Source organism: Candidatus Sphingomonas phytovorans, from assembly GCA_029202385.1.
Classification (GTDB): Bacteria; Pseudomonadota; Alphaproteobacteria; order Sphingomonadales; family Sphingomonadaceae; genus Sphingomonas; species Sphingomonas phytovorans.
Genome location: CP119314.1, coordinates 2,959,905 through 2,977,383, shown reverse-complemented (window position 1 = coordinate 2,977,383; position 17,479 = coordinate 2,959,905). Strand labels below are relative to the sequence as shown.

At 66.0% G+C, this 17,479-nt stretch carries 21 protein-coding genes; 6 read left to right on the top strand and 15 right to left on the bottom strand.

The genetic code is table 11. The features are described 5' to 3' along the window. Positions 1–97 precede the first annotated feature (97 nt). Complete coding sequence (locus P0Y59_13620; GenBank protein WEJ97997.1) at positions 98–520, top strand: hypothetical protein; 423 nt, start codon at positions 98–100, stop codon at positions 518–520. A 65-nt stretch (positions 521–585) separates the two neighbouring features. Here the strand turns inward: P0Y59_13620 and P0Y59_13615 are convergent, their stop codons facing one another. Further along, complete coding sequence (locus P0Y59_13615; GenBank protein ID WEJ97996.1) at positions 586–1,230, bottom strand: TMEM175 family protein; 645 nt, start codon at positions 1,228–1,230, stop codon at positions 586–588. A 109-nt stretch (positions 1,231–1,339) separates the two neighbouring features. On the opposite strand from P0Y59_13615, the gene hslV reads away from it, so the two are divergent. Next, a complete protein-coding gene (gene hslV, locus P0Y59_13610; protein ID WEJ97995.1) occupies positions 1,340–1,894 on the top strand; it encodes an ATP-dependent protease subunit HslV in 555 nt (184 codons plus the stop codon). 125 nt (positions 1,895–2,019) lie between these two features. Beyond that, positions 2,020–3,318 (top strand): ATP-dependent protease ATPase subunit HslU, encoded by a 1,299-nt coding sequence (gene hslU, locus P0Y59_13605; GenBank protein WEJ97994.1) that lies wholly within the window; start codon positions 2,020–2,022, stop codon positions 3,316–3,318. Positions 3,319–3,422: 104 nt separating this feature from the next. Here hslU and P0Y59_13600 read toward each other — a convergent pair whose 3' ends face one another. The 7 genes from P0Y59_13600 to P0Y59_13570 all read right to left on the bottom strand — a co-directional run bounded on the left by P0Y59_13600 (position 3,423) and on the right by P0Y59_13570 (position 8,077). Continuing rightward, a complete protein-coding gene (locus P0Y59_13600; protein WEJ97993.1) occupies positions 3,423–3,815 on the bottom strand; it encodes a hypothetical protein in 393 nt (130 codons plus the stop codon). Next, positions 3,812–4,207 carry a hypothetical protein gene (locus P0Y59_13595; protein ID WEJ97992.1) on the bottom strand — a complete coding sequence of 132 codons (396 nt, stop codon included), beginning with the start codon at positions 4,205–4,207 and terminating at the stop codon, positions 3,812–3,814. Before P0Y59_13595 ends, P0Y59_13600 begins: the two co-directional genes overlap by 4 nt. A 47-nt stretch (positions 4,208–4,254) precedes the next feature. Further along, positions 4,255–4,989, bottom strand: a complete 735-nt coding sequence (gene gloB / locus P0Y59_13590) for a hydroxyacylglutathione hydrolase (GenBank protein ID WEJ97991.1) — start codon at positions 4,987–4,989, stop codon at positions 4,255–4,257. Continuing rightward, positions 4,989–6,044, bottom strand: coding sequence for a nitronate monooxygenase (locus P0Y59_13585; GenBank protein ID WEJ97990.1), 1,056 nt, complete (start codon positions 6,042–6,044; stop codon positions 4,989–4,991). The genes gloB and P0Y59_13585 overlap by 1 nt, the downstream gene beginning before the upstream one ends. Position 6,045: 1 nt before the next feature. Beyond that, the gene (locus P0Y59_13580) at positions 6,046–6,462 is read right to left on the bottom strand and encodes a VOC family protein (GenBank protein ID WEJ97989.1); all 417 of its coding nucleotides are present in this window, start codon (positions 6,460–6,462) and stop codon (positions 6,046–6,048) included. Positions 6,463–6,560: 98 nt separating this feature from the next. Then, positions 6,561–7,352 carry a hypothetical protein gene (locus P0Y59_13575; GenBank protein ID WEJ97988.1) on the bottom strand — a complete coding sequence of 264 codons (792 nt, stop codon included), beginning with the start codon at positions 7,350–7,352 and terminating at the stop codon, positions 6,561–6,563. Beyond that, positions 7,349–8,077 carry an alpha/beta hydrolase gene (locus tag P0Y59_13570; protein ID WEJ97987.1) on the bottom strand — a complete coding sequence of 243 codons (729 nt, stop codon included), beginning with the start codon at positions 8,075–8,077 and terminating at the stop codon, positions 7,349–7,351. Before P0Y59_13570 ends, P0Y59_13575 begins: the two co-directional genes overlap by 4 nt. A 325-nt stretch (positions 8,078–8,402) precedes the next feature. Here P0Y59_13570 and P0Y59_13565 point away from each other — a divergent pair, with 325 nt between their 5' ends. Next, positions 8,403–8,783: a nuclear transport factor 2 family protein gene (locus P0Y59_13565; GenBank protein ID WEJ97986.1), complete on the top strand. Its 381-nt coding sequence runs from the start codon at positions 8,403–8,405 to the stop codon at positions 8,781–8,783. 403 nt (positions 8,784–9,186) lie between these two features. Here the strand turns inward: P0Y59_13565 and P0Y59_13560 are convergent, their stop codons facing one another. The 3 genes from P0Y59_13560 to P0Y59_13550 are packed head-to-tail and all read right to left on the bottom strand — an operon-like array spanning position 9,187 to position 10,720. Further along, positions 9,187–10,110 (bottom strand): alpha/beta hydrolase, encoded by a 924-nt coding sequence (locus tag P0Y59_13560; protein ID WEJ97985.1) that lies wholly within the window; start codon positions 10,108–10,110, stop codon positions 9,187–9,189. Beyond that, positions 10,107–10,316, bottom strand: a complete 210-nt coding sequence (locus P0Y59_13555) for a helix-turn-helix transcriptional regulator (GenBank protein ID WEJ97984.1) — start codon at positions 10,314–10,316, stop codon at positions 10,107–10,109. Before P0Y59_13555 ends, P0Y59_13560 begins: the two co-directional genes overlap by 4 nt. After that, positions 10,313–10,720 (bottom strand): hypothetical protein, encoded by a 408-nt coding sequence (locus P0Y59_13550; GenBank protein ID WEJ97983.1) that lies wholly within the window; start codon positions 10,718–10,720, stop codon positions 10,313–10,315. The genes P0Y59_13555 and P0Y59_13550 overlap by 4 nt, the downstream gene beginning before the upstream one ends. Before the next feature lie 200 nt (positions 10,721–10,920). On the opposite strand from P0Y59_13550, the gene P0Y59_13545 reads away from it, so the two are divergent. Then, positions 10,921–11,442, top strand: a complete 522-nt coding sequence (locus tag P0Y59_13545) for a GNAT family N-acetyltransferase (protein WEJ97982.1) — start codon at positions 10,921–10,923, stop codon at positions 11,440–11,442. Beyond that, positions 11,436–11,969 carry a GNAT family N-acetyltransferase gene (locus P0Y59_13540; GenBank protein ID WEJ97981.1) on the top strand — a complete coding sequence of 178 codons (534 nt, stop codon included), beginning with the start codon at positions 11,436–11,438 and terminating at the stop codon, positions 11,967–11,969. Before P0Y59_13545 ends, P0Y59_13540 begins: the two co-directional genes overlap by 7 nt. Positions 11,970–12,008: 39 nt before the next feature. Here the strand turns inward: P0Y59_13540 and P0Y59_13535 are convergent, their stop codons facing one another. The 4 genes from P0Y59_13535 to P0Y59_13520 are packed head-to-tail and all read right to left on the bottom strand — an operon-like array spanning position 12,009 to position 17,297. Continuing rightward, the gene (locus tag P0Y59_13535; GenBank protein WEJ97980.1) at positions 12,009–13,022 is read right to left on the bottom strand and encodes a pyridoxamine 5'-phosphate oxidase family protein; all 1,014 of its coding nucleotides are present in this window, start codon (positions 13,020–13,022) and stop codon (positions 12,009–12,011) included. Continuing rightward, on the bottom strand, positions 13,019–14,518 hold the full coding sequence (locus P0Y59_13530) for a PepSY-associated TM helix domain-containing protein (protein WEJ97979.1): 1,500 nt from the start codon (positions 14,516–14,518) through the stop codon (positions 13,019–13,021). The genes P0Y59_13535 and P0Y59_13530 overlap by 4 nt, the downstream gene beginning before the upstream one ends. Then, positions 14,515–15,093: a hypothetical protein gene (locus P0Y59_13525; GenBank protein ID WEJ97978.1), complete on the bottom strand. Its 579-nt coding sequence runs from the start codon at positions 15,091–15,093 to the stop codon at positions 14,515–14,517. The genes P0Y59_13530 and P0Y59_13525 overlap by 4 nt, the downstream gene beginning before the upstream one ends. Continuing rightward, on the bottom strand, positions 15,087–17,297 hold the full coding sequence (locus P0Y59_13520; protein WEJ97977.1) for a TonB-dependent receptor: 2,211 nt from the start codon (positions 17,295–17,297) through the stop codon (positions 15,087–15,089). The genes P0Y59_13525 and P0Y59_13520 overlap by 7 nt, the downstream gene beginning before the upstream one ends. Between the last annotated feature and the right edge of the window lie 182 nt (positions 17,298–17,479).

Below are 17,479 nucleotides of genomic sequence, written 5' to 3'. Positions count from 1 at the left end.
GGGCCGCTGGTTGCCAGTGGGGACATCCCACCACGTCGATTGCAACCATATCGGTCCCGGCCGCGTTACGCAGGCACAACGAACGGGAGAGGATGACATGCGTACCATGACTCTCGGCCTGCTGGCCGTGGCAACCCTTGGAGCCGGTCTCGTCAGCGGGTGCAGTGATTATGGTGACGGCGGGATGGACCCGCGCTACCGCAACTATAGCCGGTACGATTATAACCGCCCGGATCCGCAATATAACGGCTATTATGCCGACCATTATTATCGCGATTCACCGCGCTATCGGGAACGTCGCCTGTCGCGCAACGACCGGGTCTATCGCGGCCAGGACGGGCGCTATTATTGCCGCCGCTCGGACGGCACGACTGGCCTGCTCGTAGGCGCGGCGATCGGCGGCTTGCTCGGCAACATCATCGCACCGGGCGATTCCAAGACGTTCGGGACCTTGCTCGGCGGCGTTGCCGGAGGAGCCGCCGGCGCCTCGATCGACGCCAACAACACCCGCTGCCGCTGATCGCGGCCCCCGGGCGCGGCATTCGCGCCCGGGGGCCGGTGCGGCGTCAGGCCGATCGGCGGCGCTTATGCGGCGGGGAAGCGCCGCCGCGTCCGGCGCTGGAGCAGGATGCGCCATAGTGGAATGGTGATCAGCGCAACCTGGCTGTAGTGCGAATCGACGAAACCTATCGCAAGCGCGCAGGCAGCGCCGAGCGTGACCGACCAGCCGCGCACCCTGGTCAGCGCGATCGTCAGCGGATCGGCCTGTTCGCTGACCACTGGCGGGCTGGTGACCATCCGGTTGAGCCGAAGATGGAGCAGCCCGCACACGATCAGCGTCAGATCGTAAAGGGCCTGTGGCACAAGCATGCCGGTATTGGCTGCCATGAAGGCGGTGGCAAAGGGGATGAAGACGATCCCGCAAAGAACGGCGAGATTGGGGGTGAGCAGCGAGTCGCGATAATGCGCGGCCAGGGAAAAGGCACGATGATGCACGATCCAGAAGGCGCCGATTACCCAGAAGCTGACGAAGAATCCGAAGAAGCTGGGGATCAAATGGGCGAGCGCGACGAAATAGTCTTGATTGGTCGAACCGGGCGGTAGCCGTGGCACGTGAATCTCGATGACCAGCAGCGTAATCGCAATCGCGAAGACTGCGTCGGAGAAGAAAACGAGCCGCTCCAGCGCATGCTCGGGTCCCGAATGCTTCCCCGAATGCTTCGTTGCCACCGCTGCCCCCCACGATCAGTAGCTGCTTTATCGGCAAGCCAGCCCTTGCATGCAATCGGGAAAAGACGACCGGATTGCACACCCGCACATCCCATCCCATATGCGCCCCATGAGCGGGAACGACACAACGTGGCACGGCACGACAATTCTCTCCGTGCGCAAGAATGGACGAGTCATCGTCGCCGGAGACGGCCAGGTGACCCAGGGCCAGACCGTCATGAAACCGAATGCGAAAAAGGTCCGCCGCCTCGGTGACGGGTCGGTGATCGGCGGCTTCGCCGGCGCGACGGCTGATGCCTTCACCCTGTTCGAACGGCTCGAGCGAAAGCTCGAGCAGCATCATGGACAGCTGCTGCGCGCGGCGGTCGAACTGGCGAAGGACTGGCGCACCGACAAATATCTCCGCAACCTGGAGGCGATGATGATCGTCGCCGACAAGGAGGTGACGCTGATCCTCACCGGCAATGGCGACGTGCTTGAGCCGGAGGCCGGAATCGCCGCGATTGGGTCGGGCGGCAATTATGCCCTCGCCGCCGCCAGGGCGCTGGTCGATTACGAGGAGGATGCCGAGAAGATCTGCCGCAAGGCGATGGCGATCGCGGCTGAAGTCTGCGTGTACACCAATGACCGGCTGACCGTGGAAGGCCTCGACAGCGCTTCTTAACTCCCCTCCTGCTTGCGGGAGGGGCCGGGGGTGGGCACCCGACCTCCATTAACGCCAACGCAGGTGGTGAGCGCGAGCCCACCCCCAGTCCCTCCCGCGAGCGGGAGGGGAGACAGAAGAGAAGAATGAACGACGCACTCACCCCCAAAGCCATCGTCGCTGCGCTCGACGAGCACATCATTGGCCAGCATGACGCGAAGAAGGCGGTCGCGGTCGCGATGCGCAACCGCTGGCGCCGCCAGCAGCTCGGCAGCGACCTGCGCGACGAGGTCACGCCCAAGAACATCCTGATGATCGGCCCGACCGGCTGCGGCAAGACCGAGATCAGCCGCCGTCTGGCCAAGCTGGCCGACGCCCCCTTCGTGAAGGTCGAAGCGACCAAGTTCACCGAGGTCGGCTATGTCGGCCGCGACGTGGAGCAGATCGCCCGCGACCTGGTCGAGGAAGCGATCCGCCTGGAAAAGGAGCGTCGCCGCGTCGCGGTGAAGGACAAGGCCGAAGAGGCGGCACTTGCGCGCCTGCTCGACGCCCTGACCGGCAAGAGCGCGAGCGAGGCGACCCGCGAGGCGTTCCGCCAGCGTTTCCGCGAGGGGCATCTCGACCAGACCGAGATCGAGATCGAGCTTGAGGCGCAGGCCCAGATGCCGTTCGAGATTCCCGGCGGCGGCGCGCAGATGATCAATCTCGGCGAGATGATGGGCAAGGCGTTCGGCGGGGGCGGGCAGCTCAAGCGCCGCAAGCTGACCGTGCCTGCCGCCTGGGAAAAGCTGGTCGAGGAAGAGGCCGACAAGCGCCTCGACCAGGATGAGGTCAGCCGCATCGCGCTGGCGGATGCGGAGGCGAACGGCATCGTCTTCCTCGACGAGATCGACAAGATCGCGGTCAGCGACGTGCGTGGCGGTTCAGTCAGCCGCGAAGGCGTGCAGCGTGATCTGCTGCCGCTGATCGAGGGCACCACGGTGGCCACGAAATACGGGCCGATGAAGACGGACCACATCCTGTTCATCGCCTCGGGTGCGTTCCATGTGGCCAAGCCGAGCGACCTGTTGCCCGAGCTTCAGGGCCGCCTGCCGATCCGCGTCGAGCTGAAGGCGCTGACTGAAGATGATTTCGTCGCGATCCTGTCCGACACCAAGGCCTCGCTGACTCAGCAATATGTTGCGCTGATCGGCACCGAGGGCGTGACGGTCGAGTTCACCGCTGACGGCATCCGCGCGGTCGCGAAGATCGCGGCCGAGGTGAATGGCGAGATCGAGAATATCGGCGCTCGCCGCTTGCAGACGGTGATGGAAAAGCTGCTTGAGGAAGTCAGCTTCGATGCAGAGGATCGTGCTGGCCAGACGCTGGTGGTCGACGGCGCCTATGTCGACAAGCAACTCGCCGTGATCGCGCGCAACACCGATCTGTCGCGGTTCGTGCTGTAGCACGAGCCTGGAGCGTCAAATTCGCTCCACGACGGTTCGCCCCGCCTGCGTGCCCGTTCGATCGCTACCTGGCACGAATGGGCGAGGGTGGCTCCGGTTTGCGGTCAGCCCTTCGGCTTCTCGTAGGGCGTGAACCTGCCCAGCCGGCAGATCGGGCCGGGGACCGCCGAACCGGGTTCCGTCGCGCGGAACAGGTCGTTGCGGCACATCTGGCTGCCATGCGCCTCGATGATCAGGATCGAGGTCGGCCGCAGCGACGGACATTGCGCCTCAAGGTCGTTGCGCCACACTTGGCGTCCGGACCGGTAGAGCAGGGTGTTGCCGTCTATGATCTGCGGCCCGCCCGCGAAGGAGCGGTCGATACAGTCGACTGGTGCGCCTGGCGTTCGTCCGGCAAGCGCCCGCTCAAGGTCAGTACCCGCCTTGCGTGAGCTCGCGGCGGTCGCGCACGCGGCGACCGCGAGGGCAGTAACGCCCAGAACCAGTCGGGATGTCATTGCGCTACCTTTCTATACGGCGTGAAAGCGCCGAGCGAGCAGCTTCCGGTCAGGAAGCGCGATGTCGAATCGTAAGTCTGGGCAATATCGCCGCTGCACAGCCGCCCCGAGATACTCCTGGTGACCAGCACGTCCCCGCGTCCGACCTTTTCACATCCACCTCCGGTTTCGGTGCGATAGACCAGGCCACGGCCGACTTCATAGAGGATGGTGGCGCCATAGGCCTTGATCGAGGCTGAGCCATAATTGTCGATGCAGGACACGGGCTTTTGCGGGGTGAGCCCGGCCAGCGCGGCGGCGAGCTTCGCCTCGTCCCTGGCGTCGTTCTGCGGTGTCGCCGACGCCGCGCAACCCGTCAACGCGCAGGCAAGCACAGGAAGCAGGATTCGCATGGCAATGCTCCTCGATCCGACGTTCCCCCGCTGCTGTTATACCCTGTTCAGCCGCGGAAAGCATCCTTTGCCGCACGTCGGTCACGGAGTTGATCGGCCGATTCCGCACGCAGGAAGGGATTTGTCGCCAGTTCGTCGGCGATGGTCGTCGGGACGGTCGGGTCGCCCTTTGCCCGTGCTGCATCGACCAGCATCATGCGCGTCCGCGTCGCCGCATTGTCGGGCTCGGCAGCGAGTGCGAAGCGACCGTTGGACTGGGTATATTCGTGCGCGCAATAGACGGTCGTCTCCGGCGGCAGGGCGGCGAGGCGCTGCATGTTGGCGAACATCTGCGCGGCGTCGCCTTCGAACAGCCGGCCGCAGCCCATCGCGAACAGCGTGTCGCCGGTGAAGACCACCGCATCGCCGGGCAGGTGGAAAACGATATGCCCAGCGGTGTGGCCAGGCGTCTCAAATACCGTCGCGACGTGATCGCCGAGGCGGACGGTATCGCCTTCCGACAGTTCGACATCGAGCGTCGGGATACGCGCTGCCTCGGCCGCCGGGCCTGAGACGACCGCGCCGGTCGCTTCCTTGATCGCCGCGTTGCCGCCGGTATGGTCGGGGTGCCAGTGGGTGTTCCAGATCTGTCCGATCTTCCAGCCGCGCCTGTCGGCCTCGGCCAGCACCGGCGCTGCTTCGGCCGGGTCGACCACCATCGTCTCGTCTGACGCCGGATCATGGACCAGCCAGATATAATTGTCGCTGAGTGCCGGGATTCGGACGATCTGGAGGTCGGTCATCAAAGGCTCCCGGAAGAGAGGGCGGCGTTGCCCAGGCGGTCGGTCAACGCAGCGGCGGAGTCGGCACTGGCAAGCGCCACGCCCTGGCCGCTCCACAAGGGCGAATAGTCCCCGCGCCCTTCGCTTTCAGCATGCGCGCGGAGCGGCGCCAGCGCGGCGCTGGCATAGGGAAAGGGCGGGGCGGTGTCGTTCACCGCGCCGAGTGTGTCGATCGCCCGGTTGCGCAGGCCGCGTGCGAGGCCCCCGCTAAACAGGTTGGTGAAGACGCTGTCGTCGGCCGTCGCTGTCTCCATCCGGTGGCGCAGCGCAGCGCTTGGCCGGGCTTCGGGCGTGCGAAGATAGGCGGTGCCGACCTGCACAGCCGCGGCGCCGAGCGCCATTGCCGCGGCCACGCCACGCGCATCGGCGATGCCGCCGGCCGCGATCACCGGGACATGAACCGCATCCGCGATCTGCGGGACGAGGGCGATCAGCCCGACCGGCCGATGGCCCGCCAGGAAATAGCCGGCATGGCCGCCCGCCTCGAACCCCTGGGCGATCACGGCGTCGCAGCCGCGTTCGGCAAGCCAGCGCGCCTCCGCGACATTGGTCGCGCAGCCGAAGACAAGCGCGCCGGTTGCCTTGACCCGCTCTAGCAGATCCTCGTCAGGCAGGCCGAAATGGAAGCTGACGATCTCGGGTCGGACGGTGCGCACCGCATCGGCCATCGCAGCATCGAATGGGCGGCGAAGCGGCGGAGCGTCGGTCGGCGGGGCGACACCTTCATCCGCATAAAAGGGCGACAATGTCGCGCGCCATGCCGTCTCGTCGGGTGCCGGACCAAGCGTGTGGCAGAAGAAGTTGAGGTTGAGCGGACCCTTGGCGGCCGCGCGCACCGTCGCCGCCTGCGTGACCACGACGCCCGCATCGAGGACCGCACAGGGTAGCGAGCCGATGGCGCCTGCGCCCATCGCCGCGATCGCCAGCTCAGTTCCGGCGAAATTGGCCATCGGCGCCTGCACCAGCGGCAGGCGCGCGCCGGTCATCGCCAGAAACGCGCGGGTCGCCGCGCCCATCTCACCAGACGCCCGTGTTCGGCATCGATGCCCAGGGTTCGGCCGGCGGCAGGTGGCCGTCCTGGAGCAGCTCGACCGAGATATTGTCGGGGGTGCGCACGAACGCCATATGGCCGTCGCGCGGAGGGCGGTTGATCGTCACGCCGGCGTCCATCAGCCGCTGGCAGGTCTCGTAGATATTGTCGACGCGGTACGCGAGATGCCCGAAATTACGGCCGCCCGAATAGTCCTCCGGGTCCCAATTATGGGTCAGCTCGACCTCGGCGATACCTTCTTCGCCCGGGGCGGCAAGGAAGATCAGGGTGAAACGGCCCTGCTGGCTCTCCATCCGCCGCACCTCCTCCAGCCCGAGCAGGGTGAAGAAACGGATCGTCGCGTCTGGGTCGGTGACGCGGATCATGGTGTGCAGATATTTCATCGGCGGGGCTCCTTGCTTGCGCGCGAGATAGGCGCGCACAGCCAGCCTTGCCAGTGCCGAAGAGTGCAATTCCCCTCTTCCGCTGAGAGGGGGAAGGCTCAGGGCTTCGCCGGAGCCGGCGGCGCTGCCGCCGCGGGGGTGGCGGCCGGCGCATCGAACTGCTTCAGCGCATTGCGGGCATTGCGGGCCGGCTCGCTCTCCGGCCTCTGCCTCACCGCCGCATTCCATGCGGCCTTGGCGCCGGCCTCGTCGCCAGCAGCGGCGGCGATGTTGCCGGCTTCGAGCTGGACCGAAGGATCGTCGCCGGCAAGCTTGATCGCCTCGGCAATGTCCTTCTTCGCGCGCGGCAGGTCGTTCGTGCGCCGCGCCAGCGTCGCCGACAACAGCCAGGCGAGCGGATCGGCGGCGGCATCGACAAGGGCCCGGTCGAGATCGGGGCGTGCACTGGCCAGGTCGCCGCCCGCAACGAAAGCACGGGCACGATCGAGATTGGCCTCGCCGCGCTGCATTCCCTCGAGCGTGCCCGCGGCCAGCGCTGCATTGAGCGCGCCGCGCGCCTTCATCGCCTCGCCACCGGCCAGCCAGGCATTGCCGGCCTGCGCCCAATAATTCGCCGCGCGCTTGTCCCGCGCGATTTCCCCGCCGCGCGCCGCCGCCTCGAACTCGGCCGCCGCAGCGGTCCAGCGGCCCTGATTGGCGTAGGAGATGCCGAGGCATTGATGCGACAGGAAGCCGCCGCCATCGCGCTGCCAGCGCCCCGCCTCGTCTTCAGCGGCATGCGGATCGTTCTCGGCGAGACCGACGCAGCGGTCGAAGCGTTGTTCCACCGGATCCGGCGGGCCGGCGAGCTGGGCGGCTTGAGCGGCGAGCAGCAACAGGGGCAGGATCATAGGCGTTGGATCACATCCTCGACCGCCCGGATGAGCAGCGCGATATCGGCATCGCGCGAGAGGCGGTGGTCGCCGTCCTTGACGAGCAGAGTCTGCACATCGGCTGAACGCAACAGTTCGGCAAGCCGAACGGTGCGGTGCCACGGCACGTCGAGATCGGCCTGGCCCTGGAGCAGCCGCACCGGGCCATTGACGGCGATCTCGCCGAACATCAGCCGGTTCGCCTCGCCCGATTGCCAGAAGCGCGACGTGTAGACGGTCGGCTGGTCGGCATAGATCGACGGCCGTTCGATCCTGCCATTCTGCAGCAGCGCCAGCTTCTCGTCGGTGGTGAAGCCCCAGTCGGTGAAATCGGGCGCCGGCGCGATGCCGACCAGTCCCGCCACCCGATCAGGCCGGTCGCGCGCGACGAGCAGCATCAGCCAGCCGCCCATCGACGATCCGACCAGGACGACGGGTCCGGCGACCGTCCGGTCGACCATTTCGAGCACGTCGTCGCGCCAGCCGGCCAGAGTCTGTTCCTCGAACACGCCCTCGCTCTGCCCGCATCCGGCATAGTCGAACCGCAGGAACGAGCGCCCGGCCGCCTTCGCCCAAGCCTCGAGCGCGGTGGCCTTGCTGCCGGTCATGTCGGACGCATAGCCGGGCAGGAAGATGATCGTCGGGCCGGCGCCTTCGGTCAGGTGATAGGCGAGGGCGGGGCGGGTGGGCACGGGGTCAGTCATGGGCGGCCCATTACATCACCCCTCCCGTTTCGGGGAGGGGCTTGAGCGATCAGAAGGTGAAGAGCTTGTTCTTGTTGTCGAGCCACTCCAGCGCTTGTTCCACAGGTGATCGACAGGCCAAGGCGAGCGATACCAGCAAGCGTGCGCGACAGAATAGGACCAGCCGAACGCGGAGGCCTGCGCGTTCGATCCGAATATCGGGCGAACGGTGCGGTCATTTGATGTCAGAGACCGGAAAGCTGAAACCTGTCATTATCGGGTGTGTCTTTTAGCACTCGCGTGCCTGGGTATCTGGGATATGTCGGGGCGCATATGGGAGATCGGGATGGACGATCGAGCAGCGCGCTCGGCGCTGAAGCGTCATTGGGATGCGTCGGACGCCAGCGATTTCGAGGCCGAACACGAAATCTACCACGAGGATGCCGTCCTCGATTATCCGCAATCGGGCGAGCGAATCCGCGGACGACGCAACATTCAGGAGAGTCGATGCGCCCAGCCAAACAAGAAACGCTTCGCGGTGCGACGAATAGTGGGGAGCGGCGACCTCTGGGTAACTGAGTTCGTCCTGACCTATGACGGCAAGCCGTCCTATGTCGTGAGCATCATGGAGTTCCGCGAAACGCTGGTAGCGCACGAAACTCAGTATTTCGCCGATCGATTCGAGCCAGGCCCAACGCGCGCGCACCTCGTCGAGCGACTTACGTAATCTTGGTGAAAGCGAAGCTGTCAGCAGGATTGTTGGCCTGCGCGCCCTTTCCGATTCGCGTCCTGCGATGCCGTTTTCACTATATTTCCATTTTCGTCTCGCCCACCCATGCCAATCCGCTTTAGCTGTTTGGGCCGGATCGACATTCAGAGCCGGCCAGCCGGTGGTGCAATATGGTTCGCGCAGAGGCGCTGAGGACGCTGAGAAGGTCCGGCCGACGGCTCGGGTGGTTTGCAATGACGAACGCGTCCACAAACAGGGAGCTTACCGGCGCACGATACACAAGTCCGGAAATGAACTCCGCGTTCTCTGCGCCTCTGCGCGAACTCTCATCTCCGCTGTAACCGTACCAATGAGGTGAATGTCGATCCGACTTGGTTGGAGTATTCTTGCCGCAACGGTTCTATTTCGCTTCCACGAAGGCCTTGAGCGCCGCGGCGAAGGCAGCGGGCTGGTCGAGCATCACGAAATGCGCGGCGTCGCCGATGTCGACATAGGTCATCGCCGGCACTGGTCCATAGGCGCCCTTGTACAGCGCGTCGGCTATTGGCTTGGGAACGGCCGTGCTCCACGGATAGACTAGGGTGACCGGCGTCCTGATCGCGGCAAGGTCGGGGCGAAGGTCGGTCGTCAGGTCCTCGTACATCGCGGCGCCGGTGACGCGCGGATCGGCCGCCATCACCCATGCCTTCACCCTGGCCCGCGACTCCGGCTTGAGCGCGAGGTGGTTCGCTATCGCCTCGGCGGCCGCCGGATTGGCTGGCTTGCCATAGGTAGCCGTAATCTGGTCGCGCATCGCCTTGCCTTGCGGCTCGACCATCGCGACCGTGGCGGTCGGGCCGAACATCATACCGTAGAAAGGCAGTGAATCGACGATCATCAGCCGCGACAGGTGGCCGGGATGCGCCTTGGCATATATCAGCCCGACAAGGCCGCCGAGCGAATGGCCGACAATCGCCGCGCCCTCGATCTTGTTACGCGCGATATAGCCGTCGAGATCGGCGACGATGCCGTCGAGGATGCCCGGTTTCAGGTTCGCGCCCGGCGCGTCGCCGCCAAAGCCGTTGACCTGGACGAGATAGACGCGGTGAGCCTTCGCCAGTTCAGGCACCACCCCGTCCCATACGGCGCGGGGGGAGGACAGGCCCGGGATGAGGAAGACCGGCGATCCCCTGCCGGTTACCACGATCGAGATATGGTCCATCGTCTCGGCGGCCGTGGCGGCGACGCTTGCCTGTACCGGCTCGGCATGGGAGGGGAAGGCGTCGAGCAGGAGCAGCGGGAGGGCGATGGCAGCGATCAGCCGGCCTTTGGTGGCGGGGTTCATTGATCATTCTCCCTGGAAGGGCTGGTGAAGATCTGTTCGATCGAGAGCCCGAACAACTCAGCGATCTTGAAGGCGAGGGGGAGCGACGGGTCGTAACGGCCGGTCTCGATCGCGTTGACGCTCTGGCGCGATACCTCGAGCCGGTCGGCGAGATCGCTCTGGCTCCAGTCGCGCTCGGCGCGGAGCACCTTGAGGCGGTTCTTCATGCCGCACCTCGCCACGCCTGGAAGCGGTTGATGCAGGTGCCGATGCCCATCCCGGCGAACCACAGGATCACCGCGTAATAAGCGTAGACATGCGGCACGAGCCCGAAATTCTCGAGAAAGCCCCAGGCGGTGGCAATGCTGAGCGAGAAACCGGTCGCGATCAGCGCCTGACGCACCATCATGTCGCGCAGATATTCGTCGGTCTCTTCGATGAGGTAGCGCCCGATCACGGCAAGGATGCCGATGATCGGCAATGCGGGCAGGACAGCCGCGGCATAAGCGAGCGGCCCACCCAGCAACCGGTGCGTGAAGCAGTAGATCGCGAAGAACAGCGCGGCCGCGTAAATCAGGCTTAGGACGATGACCCTGCGATTATAGCGCCCGATCGCTTTGCTTCTTGCCATGGTAAAGCTTCCTTTCGAATCGGTAAAGTGAGCTTTACATATCGGCATGCCCTTGTGTCAAGTTAGGTTGTCATTTAGACGCGCGTGGTTGTCATATTGGCCTGTGAGGACGCTCGCGCCCGGTCTCCGGATCGTTCCCTGCACGAGCGTCGGCGGCGGCGTCGGTTGACCTCACGCGACGCGGCGGTTCATCTCGCGCGATGATCGAGACATCCAAGCTGATTCTGCGGCCGCACCGCCTTGAGGATTTCGAGCCGTGGTTCGCCATGTATGGCGACGAGGAGCTGTTCCGCTTCATCGGCGTGCCGAAGCTGTCGCGCGAGGATGCGTGGAACCGGCTGCTGCGCTATGCTGGCCATTGGTCGTTGCTTGGCTATGGCCTGTTCGCGGTGCTTGACCGGACGAGCGGCGCGTTTCTGGGCGAGGTGGGGCTGGCCGATTTTCATCGCGGGCTGGGCGACGAGTTCGATCCCTTCCCGGAGGGCGCCTGGATCATGGCGCGCGCGACGCACGGACGGGGGCTTGCGCTTGAGGCGGTGACGGCGGCGCATGACTGGATCGACCGGGTCCGCGCACCCGCCCGCACCGTGTGCATCATCAATCCGGAAAATGCCGCCTCGCTACGGCTGGCCGCCAAGCTCGGTTATCGCGAGTTCGATCGCGCTTCCTACAAGGACAGGGTCTGCGTAATGCTGGCGCGGACGGCATCGGTGCCGTGCTGATCGAGACGGCGCGCCTGACGATCCGTCCCTGGCTGCCGCGCGACCTGCCCGGCTGGGCCGCGATCAACGCGGATGCCGATGTACGGCAATTCTATTACCCGGCGCTCCTGACGCGAGAGGAATCCGACGCTGAAATCGACCAGTGCCAGAAGCACCTGAACGATCATGGCTTCGCCTTTCTCGCGGTCGAGCGGCGCGACGATCAGGCGCTGGTCGGCGGTGCGGGCCTCTCCTGGACTGACGACCTGCCCGGTGGCCCTGCCGTCGAGATCGGGTGGATATTGGCGCGGCGATTCTGGCGGCAGGGCTATGCCCGGGAAGCGAGTCAGGCATGGCTCGCGCATGCCTGGTCCATCGGGCTGGAGCGCGTGGTGGGCTATACCTCGACGATCAACCGCCCGTCGCGCGCGCTTATGGAAACGCTCGGCATGTCGCGGAATGCGGCGGACGATTTCGCCGACCCCACCGTACCGTCGGGCGATCCGCTTTCTCCGCATGTGCTCTATCAGATCGACAGGCCGTCCTGAGACCGGACTGGCATCGAGCCGCGCGACATGCGGCAGATGTCAGTAGAGATTGTCCTTATAGTCCTTCTCGAGCCCCTTCTTCAGCAGGCCGGCGACCCCCGGGACCGCCAGCGCGGCGACCGCCAGCCTCGCGCCGAGGCCGGTGTCGCGGTTGAGCTTGATATGGTCGAGGAACAGGGCCGCCGGATCGATCGCGGGGGGCTCGGCCGGGGCCGGCCACAGGCATGCCCGTGCCAGCGCCGCGCTTCGGCGAAGATCGACTGTCATGTCGGATACGCCGATCGCGAGCAGCGGCGTCTTGCCCTGTACCGCGAACCGCATGCGCGCCGCCGCGTCGGTCGTCAGCGTCGCCGTCCCGCGGATGGTGGCGACCATCGGCGATCCGGGGAGGATCAACGCCAGCGCAACCCGGGGCTGGGCGACGATGTTGCGGAAGCTGTCGACCCGCCGGTTGCCTGGCCGGTCGGCGAACCAGAGCATGTCCTGATCGAGCCGCGCCATGCAGTTGGCCGGGTCGCCCTTCGGGCTCAGATCGGCATGACCCTCGGCGCCGATCGTCGCCAGCGCCATGAACCGGCTGGCGGCGATGAAGGCGGCGGCGTCCGGCGCGATGTCGACAGGGGCCGCCGACCAGAAATCGGACCGGATCAGCGCCTTGGCGCAATGGCCATAGCATTCCTCGACGTCGATACGGACGTCGTCAGCTCCGACCGCCACCACCCTGCCGTTGACGCGCAACGTCTCGCGGATGCCGGGAATGAGGAACAGTGCGCCGAACGGTGCCCCGGCCTGCAACCCTGTCGCGTCGTCGATGAAGCGTAGCGGTACGCGCAACTCGCCGGCATCGCCGCTCGCGAACCCCGGCGTGCCACCCGCCAGCGTGATGCCGGCGCCCGATCCGTCGCCGAATCCGGCGAACATCAGCGGCGACTCTGCGATCCAGCGAAGCGCCCCCCGGTCGAGATGGTCGATGACCTTCAGATCCATCGTCGGCGGGGTCTTGCCGATGACATCCTCAAGCGCGGCGATGCTGTCGATGGTCGTTCCGCTCATGCCGTCCTCCGCTCTCCCGCCATGGCGCGCCAGCCGAGCGCGGCGGCCGTCAGCAACAGGCCCGCATCGACTGCCCAGGCGACCGGATCGCTGCCGGGAAGCAGCACTGCATGGAGGATCGCGGTGAGCGCGGCGGCAGCCCCGGCAATGAGCGCCAGAGCTTTCGCCAGCGGGCGGACGGCCGTCAATGCCGATGCGGCGAGCGCCAGCAGGGTGACGACGCCCCAGACCCAGATCAGCGCGGTCATGCCGGGGTGAAGTGCGATGGCGGCCAGCGCCGCCAGGGCGAGAGCCGCTGGCTGGCCCCAGACCACGCTCGTCCACACGCGTTCCCAGCCGGGTGCCGGGCGGCCTTTGTCGCGGCGGCGCGCGAGCCAGATGGTGACGCCGCTCGCCGCCAGATAGGTGAGGCCGAGGCCAAGCAGCGCATAGCCGATCTTGACGATCCCGCCGCCGAACCAGCCGAAGTGAAGCGTCCCGATCGACGCCAGGATCTGCTCGCCCAGATTGTTCGCGGCCGCATGCTTGGCATGGTAGAGCGTGCCGTCGCGGCGAAAGGCATAGGCATCGGTCTTCGACAGGTGTCCGCCGCCCCGGTCGACGTTGAACAGCGCGGCGCTGCCCCGTTCGGTCGGGTGCTCGATCAGGATCAGGTCGGTGCGCGCGCCCGGTGCCAGCCGCGCGACCTGGGCGAACATCGGCTGAAGGTCGATCACCGGGGCAGGGCGGGCATCTTCCTTTGGCTCGGCGGGGACGAACAGGGCATAGACCTTGCCGACATCGCCCTGGAACAGCGCCATGCCAAGCACCCCGACGATCAGCGTCGTGAGGCCGAGCACCGCGCCGGTCAGCGACACGGTGACATGGAAGGGAAGAGCCCAGACGCCGAGCCGGTTGTGCAGGTCGGCCTCCTGCAATCGCCTCGATCCGCCCAGCCGGAGGTGAAACGCATCGCGGAAGATGCGCGGATGCGCGAGCAGGCCCGAGATGAGCGAGGAGAGCAGCGCCACGCCGGTCAGCCCGACGAGGAAGATTCCCCAGGTCCTTGGCAGATGCAGGTTGATGTGGAGGCGGGTCAGGAACTCGGTCCAGGGTGTCTTGCCTTCAGCCACCAGCCGACCTTCGGCATCGGCGATCCAGGCCTGGTTGCCCCTGGCCGTATCGATGCTGACCAGCAATCGCGGCAGGTCCGGGCCGGGCATCTGGATATAGCCATGCTCGATGCCCGGTCCGGCGCGGCCCACCGCCTCGGCCAGCGCGGCTTGCACCGCTGCGGGCGAGGCTGAATCGATGCGCGGTGCGCCGGCATGCTCCCAGCGCTCGAATTCGTGCGCGAACACCGCGATGCTGCCGGTCAGGCAGACGAGATAGATCACCGCCGCGAAAGCGAGGCCGAGCGCGCTGTGACCCTTCAGCACCGCGCGCACGAAATCCGCCGGTACCTTGGGCCAGATCGGCTTGCGGGCGCCGGCCGGGGCAGTTCGTGTGTCGGTCATGCGAACCCTTTCAGGATCGACGCGCCGAAACCGAGCAGGGCGGTGCCGACCAGTACGGCGGTCGCCCGCAGGATACGATTGTCAGCCAGTGTCCATGCCATCGCACCGCCCCATATGACGGGGACGATCAGCCCGCCGATCAGAAGCCGGGTCTGTGGCGCGCCGGGCACCCAGACGGCATAGCAGATGCCGACCGCCAGCGCGGCGACCATCCCGATCGGCCCTGCCAGCAGCCAGCGCAGCACGCCGCGCCAGCGGGTCGAGGGGCGTTCAAGTGGTTCGGGCGCCAGGCTGTCGGACGCGGCGCGCCCGGCCTTTGCCGCGCGGACCGTGGCCCCGCTGGCGATCAGCGCCAGGACCGTGACCGAGGTGAGGGTAACCGCGATGAAGGGACCCCGCACCGGCCCGAGCAGCCATGCCGGCCATGCCAGCGTGGCGATGATCGCCGCCCATCCGCCCCAGAGATAGGGGCGACGCGCCTCGATCCTTACCTGCCACGCGCGGCGCAGCAGCCAGCCGCCGACCGCCGCGCCGGCCACGATCGGCGTGCCGGCGACGAGCGGATCGATCACCATTTGGTCTCGATCGCGACGCCGACGACGCGCGGATTGCCCAGCACGGCGCGCGGCAGGTTCGCGACGCCATATTGGATATAGCCCTTGTCGAAGATGTTGCTGGCGAAGACCGACAGGTTCCAGTGCTTCATCTCATAGCCGATCCGGCCATTGAGCAGCGTGCGCCCGTCGAGGCGGGTCTTGGATTGCGGCACGCTCGCCTCGGAAAAGACGGCGCTGCGATAGTTCGCGTTGAGGTTGGCGCTGAAACCGCCGCCGAAGCGCAGATTGGCGCCGCCCGACACCGTCCAGTGCGGGGCATAGGCGAATTCAAGGCCCGACAGGTCGGTGAAGCTGCCGACATTGACGGTGAAGCTGTCGAACTTGGTGCGGGTGTGGCCGGCTGATGCGTACCAGTCGAATGCCGGGCTGACGCGGTGCGCCGCTTCAAGCTCGAACCCGTAGAGGTGGGACTTGCCTGCGTTGACCGTGTGGTAATCGTACAGGTTCAGGCCGAAATTGACCAATGTCTGCTGGTCCTTCCAGTCGACGTAAAAGGCATTGGCGTTGATCGTCAGCGCCCCGTTGAGCCAGGCCGAGCGCAGCGATAGCTCATAGTTCCAGGTGAATTCGGGATTATAGGCGAAGGTCTGCGAGCGCGCGGTGTTAGTGCTCGACCCGCCGGAGCGATAGCCGCGCTGCACGGTGAAGGCGGTCTTGATGTCGGGGGTCCAGGCCATTTCCACACCAAGCTTCGGCAGGAAGGCGTCGAACGTCCGGCGGGTCAGCGGCACCGATCCGCTCGCCTGGGCGACGATCTGCGCGACCCCAGCGTTGATGCCGGTAATGGCGAGATACAATGGGGAGCCGGCCGGGCCATAATTGGCGGGGTTCGGATAGACGCCCGCAAAGGTCGTTACCTGGTCGAGCGCGATCTGGTTCTTCTCATGATCGTAGCGGAAGCCGGCGACGATCGAGAACTGGTCAGTCAGCTTGAAGCGGCCGTCGCCGAACAGGGCCATCGTCTCGACCCTGGACGGCGAATAGGAGGCATAGTTCACCGGAATCTCCGGCAGCGCGGTCGCGTACAGGCCCGCGATCGCATTGGCGGTCGCCGGATCCAGCCCGTTGCCCTGAAGCAGCGCGGCGATGGTCGAGACCGGCGTCGGCACGCCGACGCGGCTGGTCGAGCTGATCCGCTGGTTGCGATTGTAGTAGAAGGCGCCGATCAGGCCGCTCAGCGGGTCGCTTTCGTAGTTCAGCCGCACTTCCTGCGAGAAGGTCTTGAAGCGGTTGCTCTGCTCGAACCCGCCTTCATGCGCCGCCGACATGTCGTTGTCGTAGCGATTGCGCTCGGAAACCTTGTTGTACGAGGAGACGCTGGTCAGCGAGAAGCCGCCGCCGATCTTGTAGCCGAGCTCAAGCGTCGCGATGTCCGTCTTCGAATCGCTGTCGTTCGGCAGGTCGGACGTGTTGATCCGGTTGTGGTAGAAATCGGGCGTGCTGGTGTCGGTATAGCTGAACGCATAGCCGCCATAGCGCTTGTAGTGCGTATAGCCGAGCCGCGCCTCGAAGCCGGGAAGCGCAGCGGGCGTCCACAACAATTTGCCGCGTATACTGGTCGAATCGAGCGGATTCTCGTTGGTCTTGCGTGTCGGATTGTAGGTGAAACCGTCGGCATCGCGCTTTTCGGCGGAGACGCGGAACGCAAGCTCGCCCGGGATGATCGGGCCGCCGCCCGCGATCGCGAACTGCGATTCCTTGGCGTCGCTGTACATCGCCCGTCCGCGGACTTCCCACTCCATCGTCGGGTCGGCGGTGCGCACGATGACGGCGCCGGCAAGCGCGTTGAGTCCCTGCAACGTCGATTGCGGGCCGCGCAGGATCTCGACCTGTGCGACGTCCCACATGTCGGTCGGGGCGGCTTGAAGCAGCGATGAGGGTAGTGCCGCCCCGTCGACATAGACGGTCGCCAGCGCCGCATCGCCGCCACCCGTGACGCCGCGATTGGCGACGCCGCGGATGGTGAAGCCGGATGCGCCATAGGTCTCGGTGACGTTGGCGGTGCGCTGGTAGATTTCCTGGAGGCTCAGGATATTCTCCTGCTGCACCCGGCGCGGCGTCGTCACCGCGACGCTGGTGGTGGTATCCTGAAGCGAGCGATGGGCCTTTTCGCCGATGACGATGATGTCGTCGCTGCCTGGTTCATCGGTCTCCTGCGCCATCGCGTATCCGCTTGAGCACAAGGCCCAGGCACTTGCCGCTGCCAGTAAAGCTCCACGCATTCCTATTCCCCCGTTCGACCGGGCGGATAGTAATCATGCTATTGCGAGTCAATCTCATTTCCGATGTCGACAGGCCGACATGCCCAGACAGCGAGGTCGTCCAGGCGGCCTTTGCATTGATC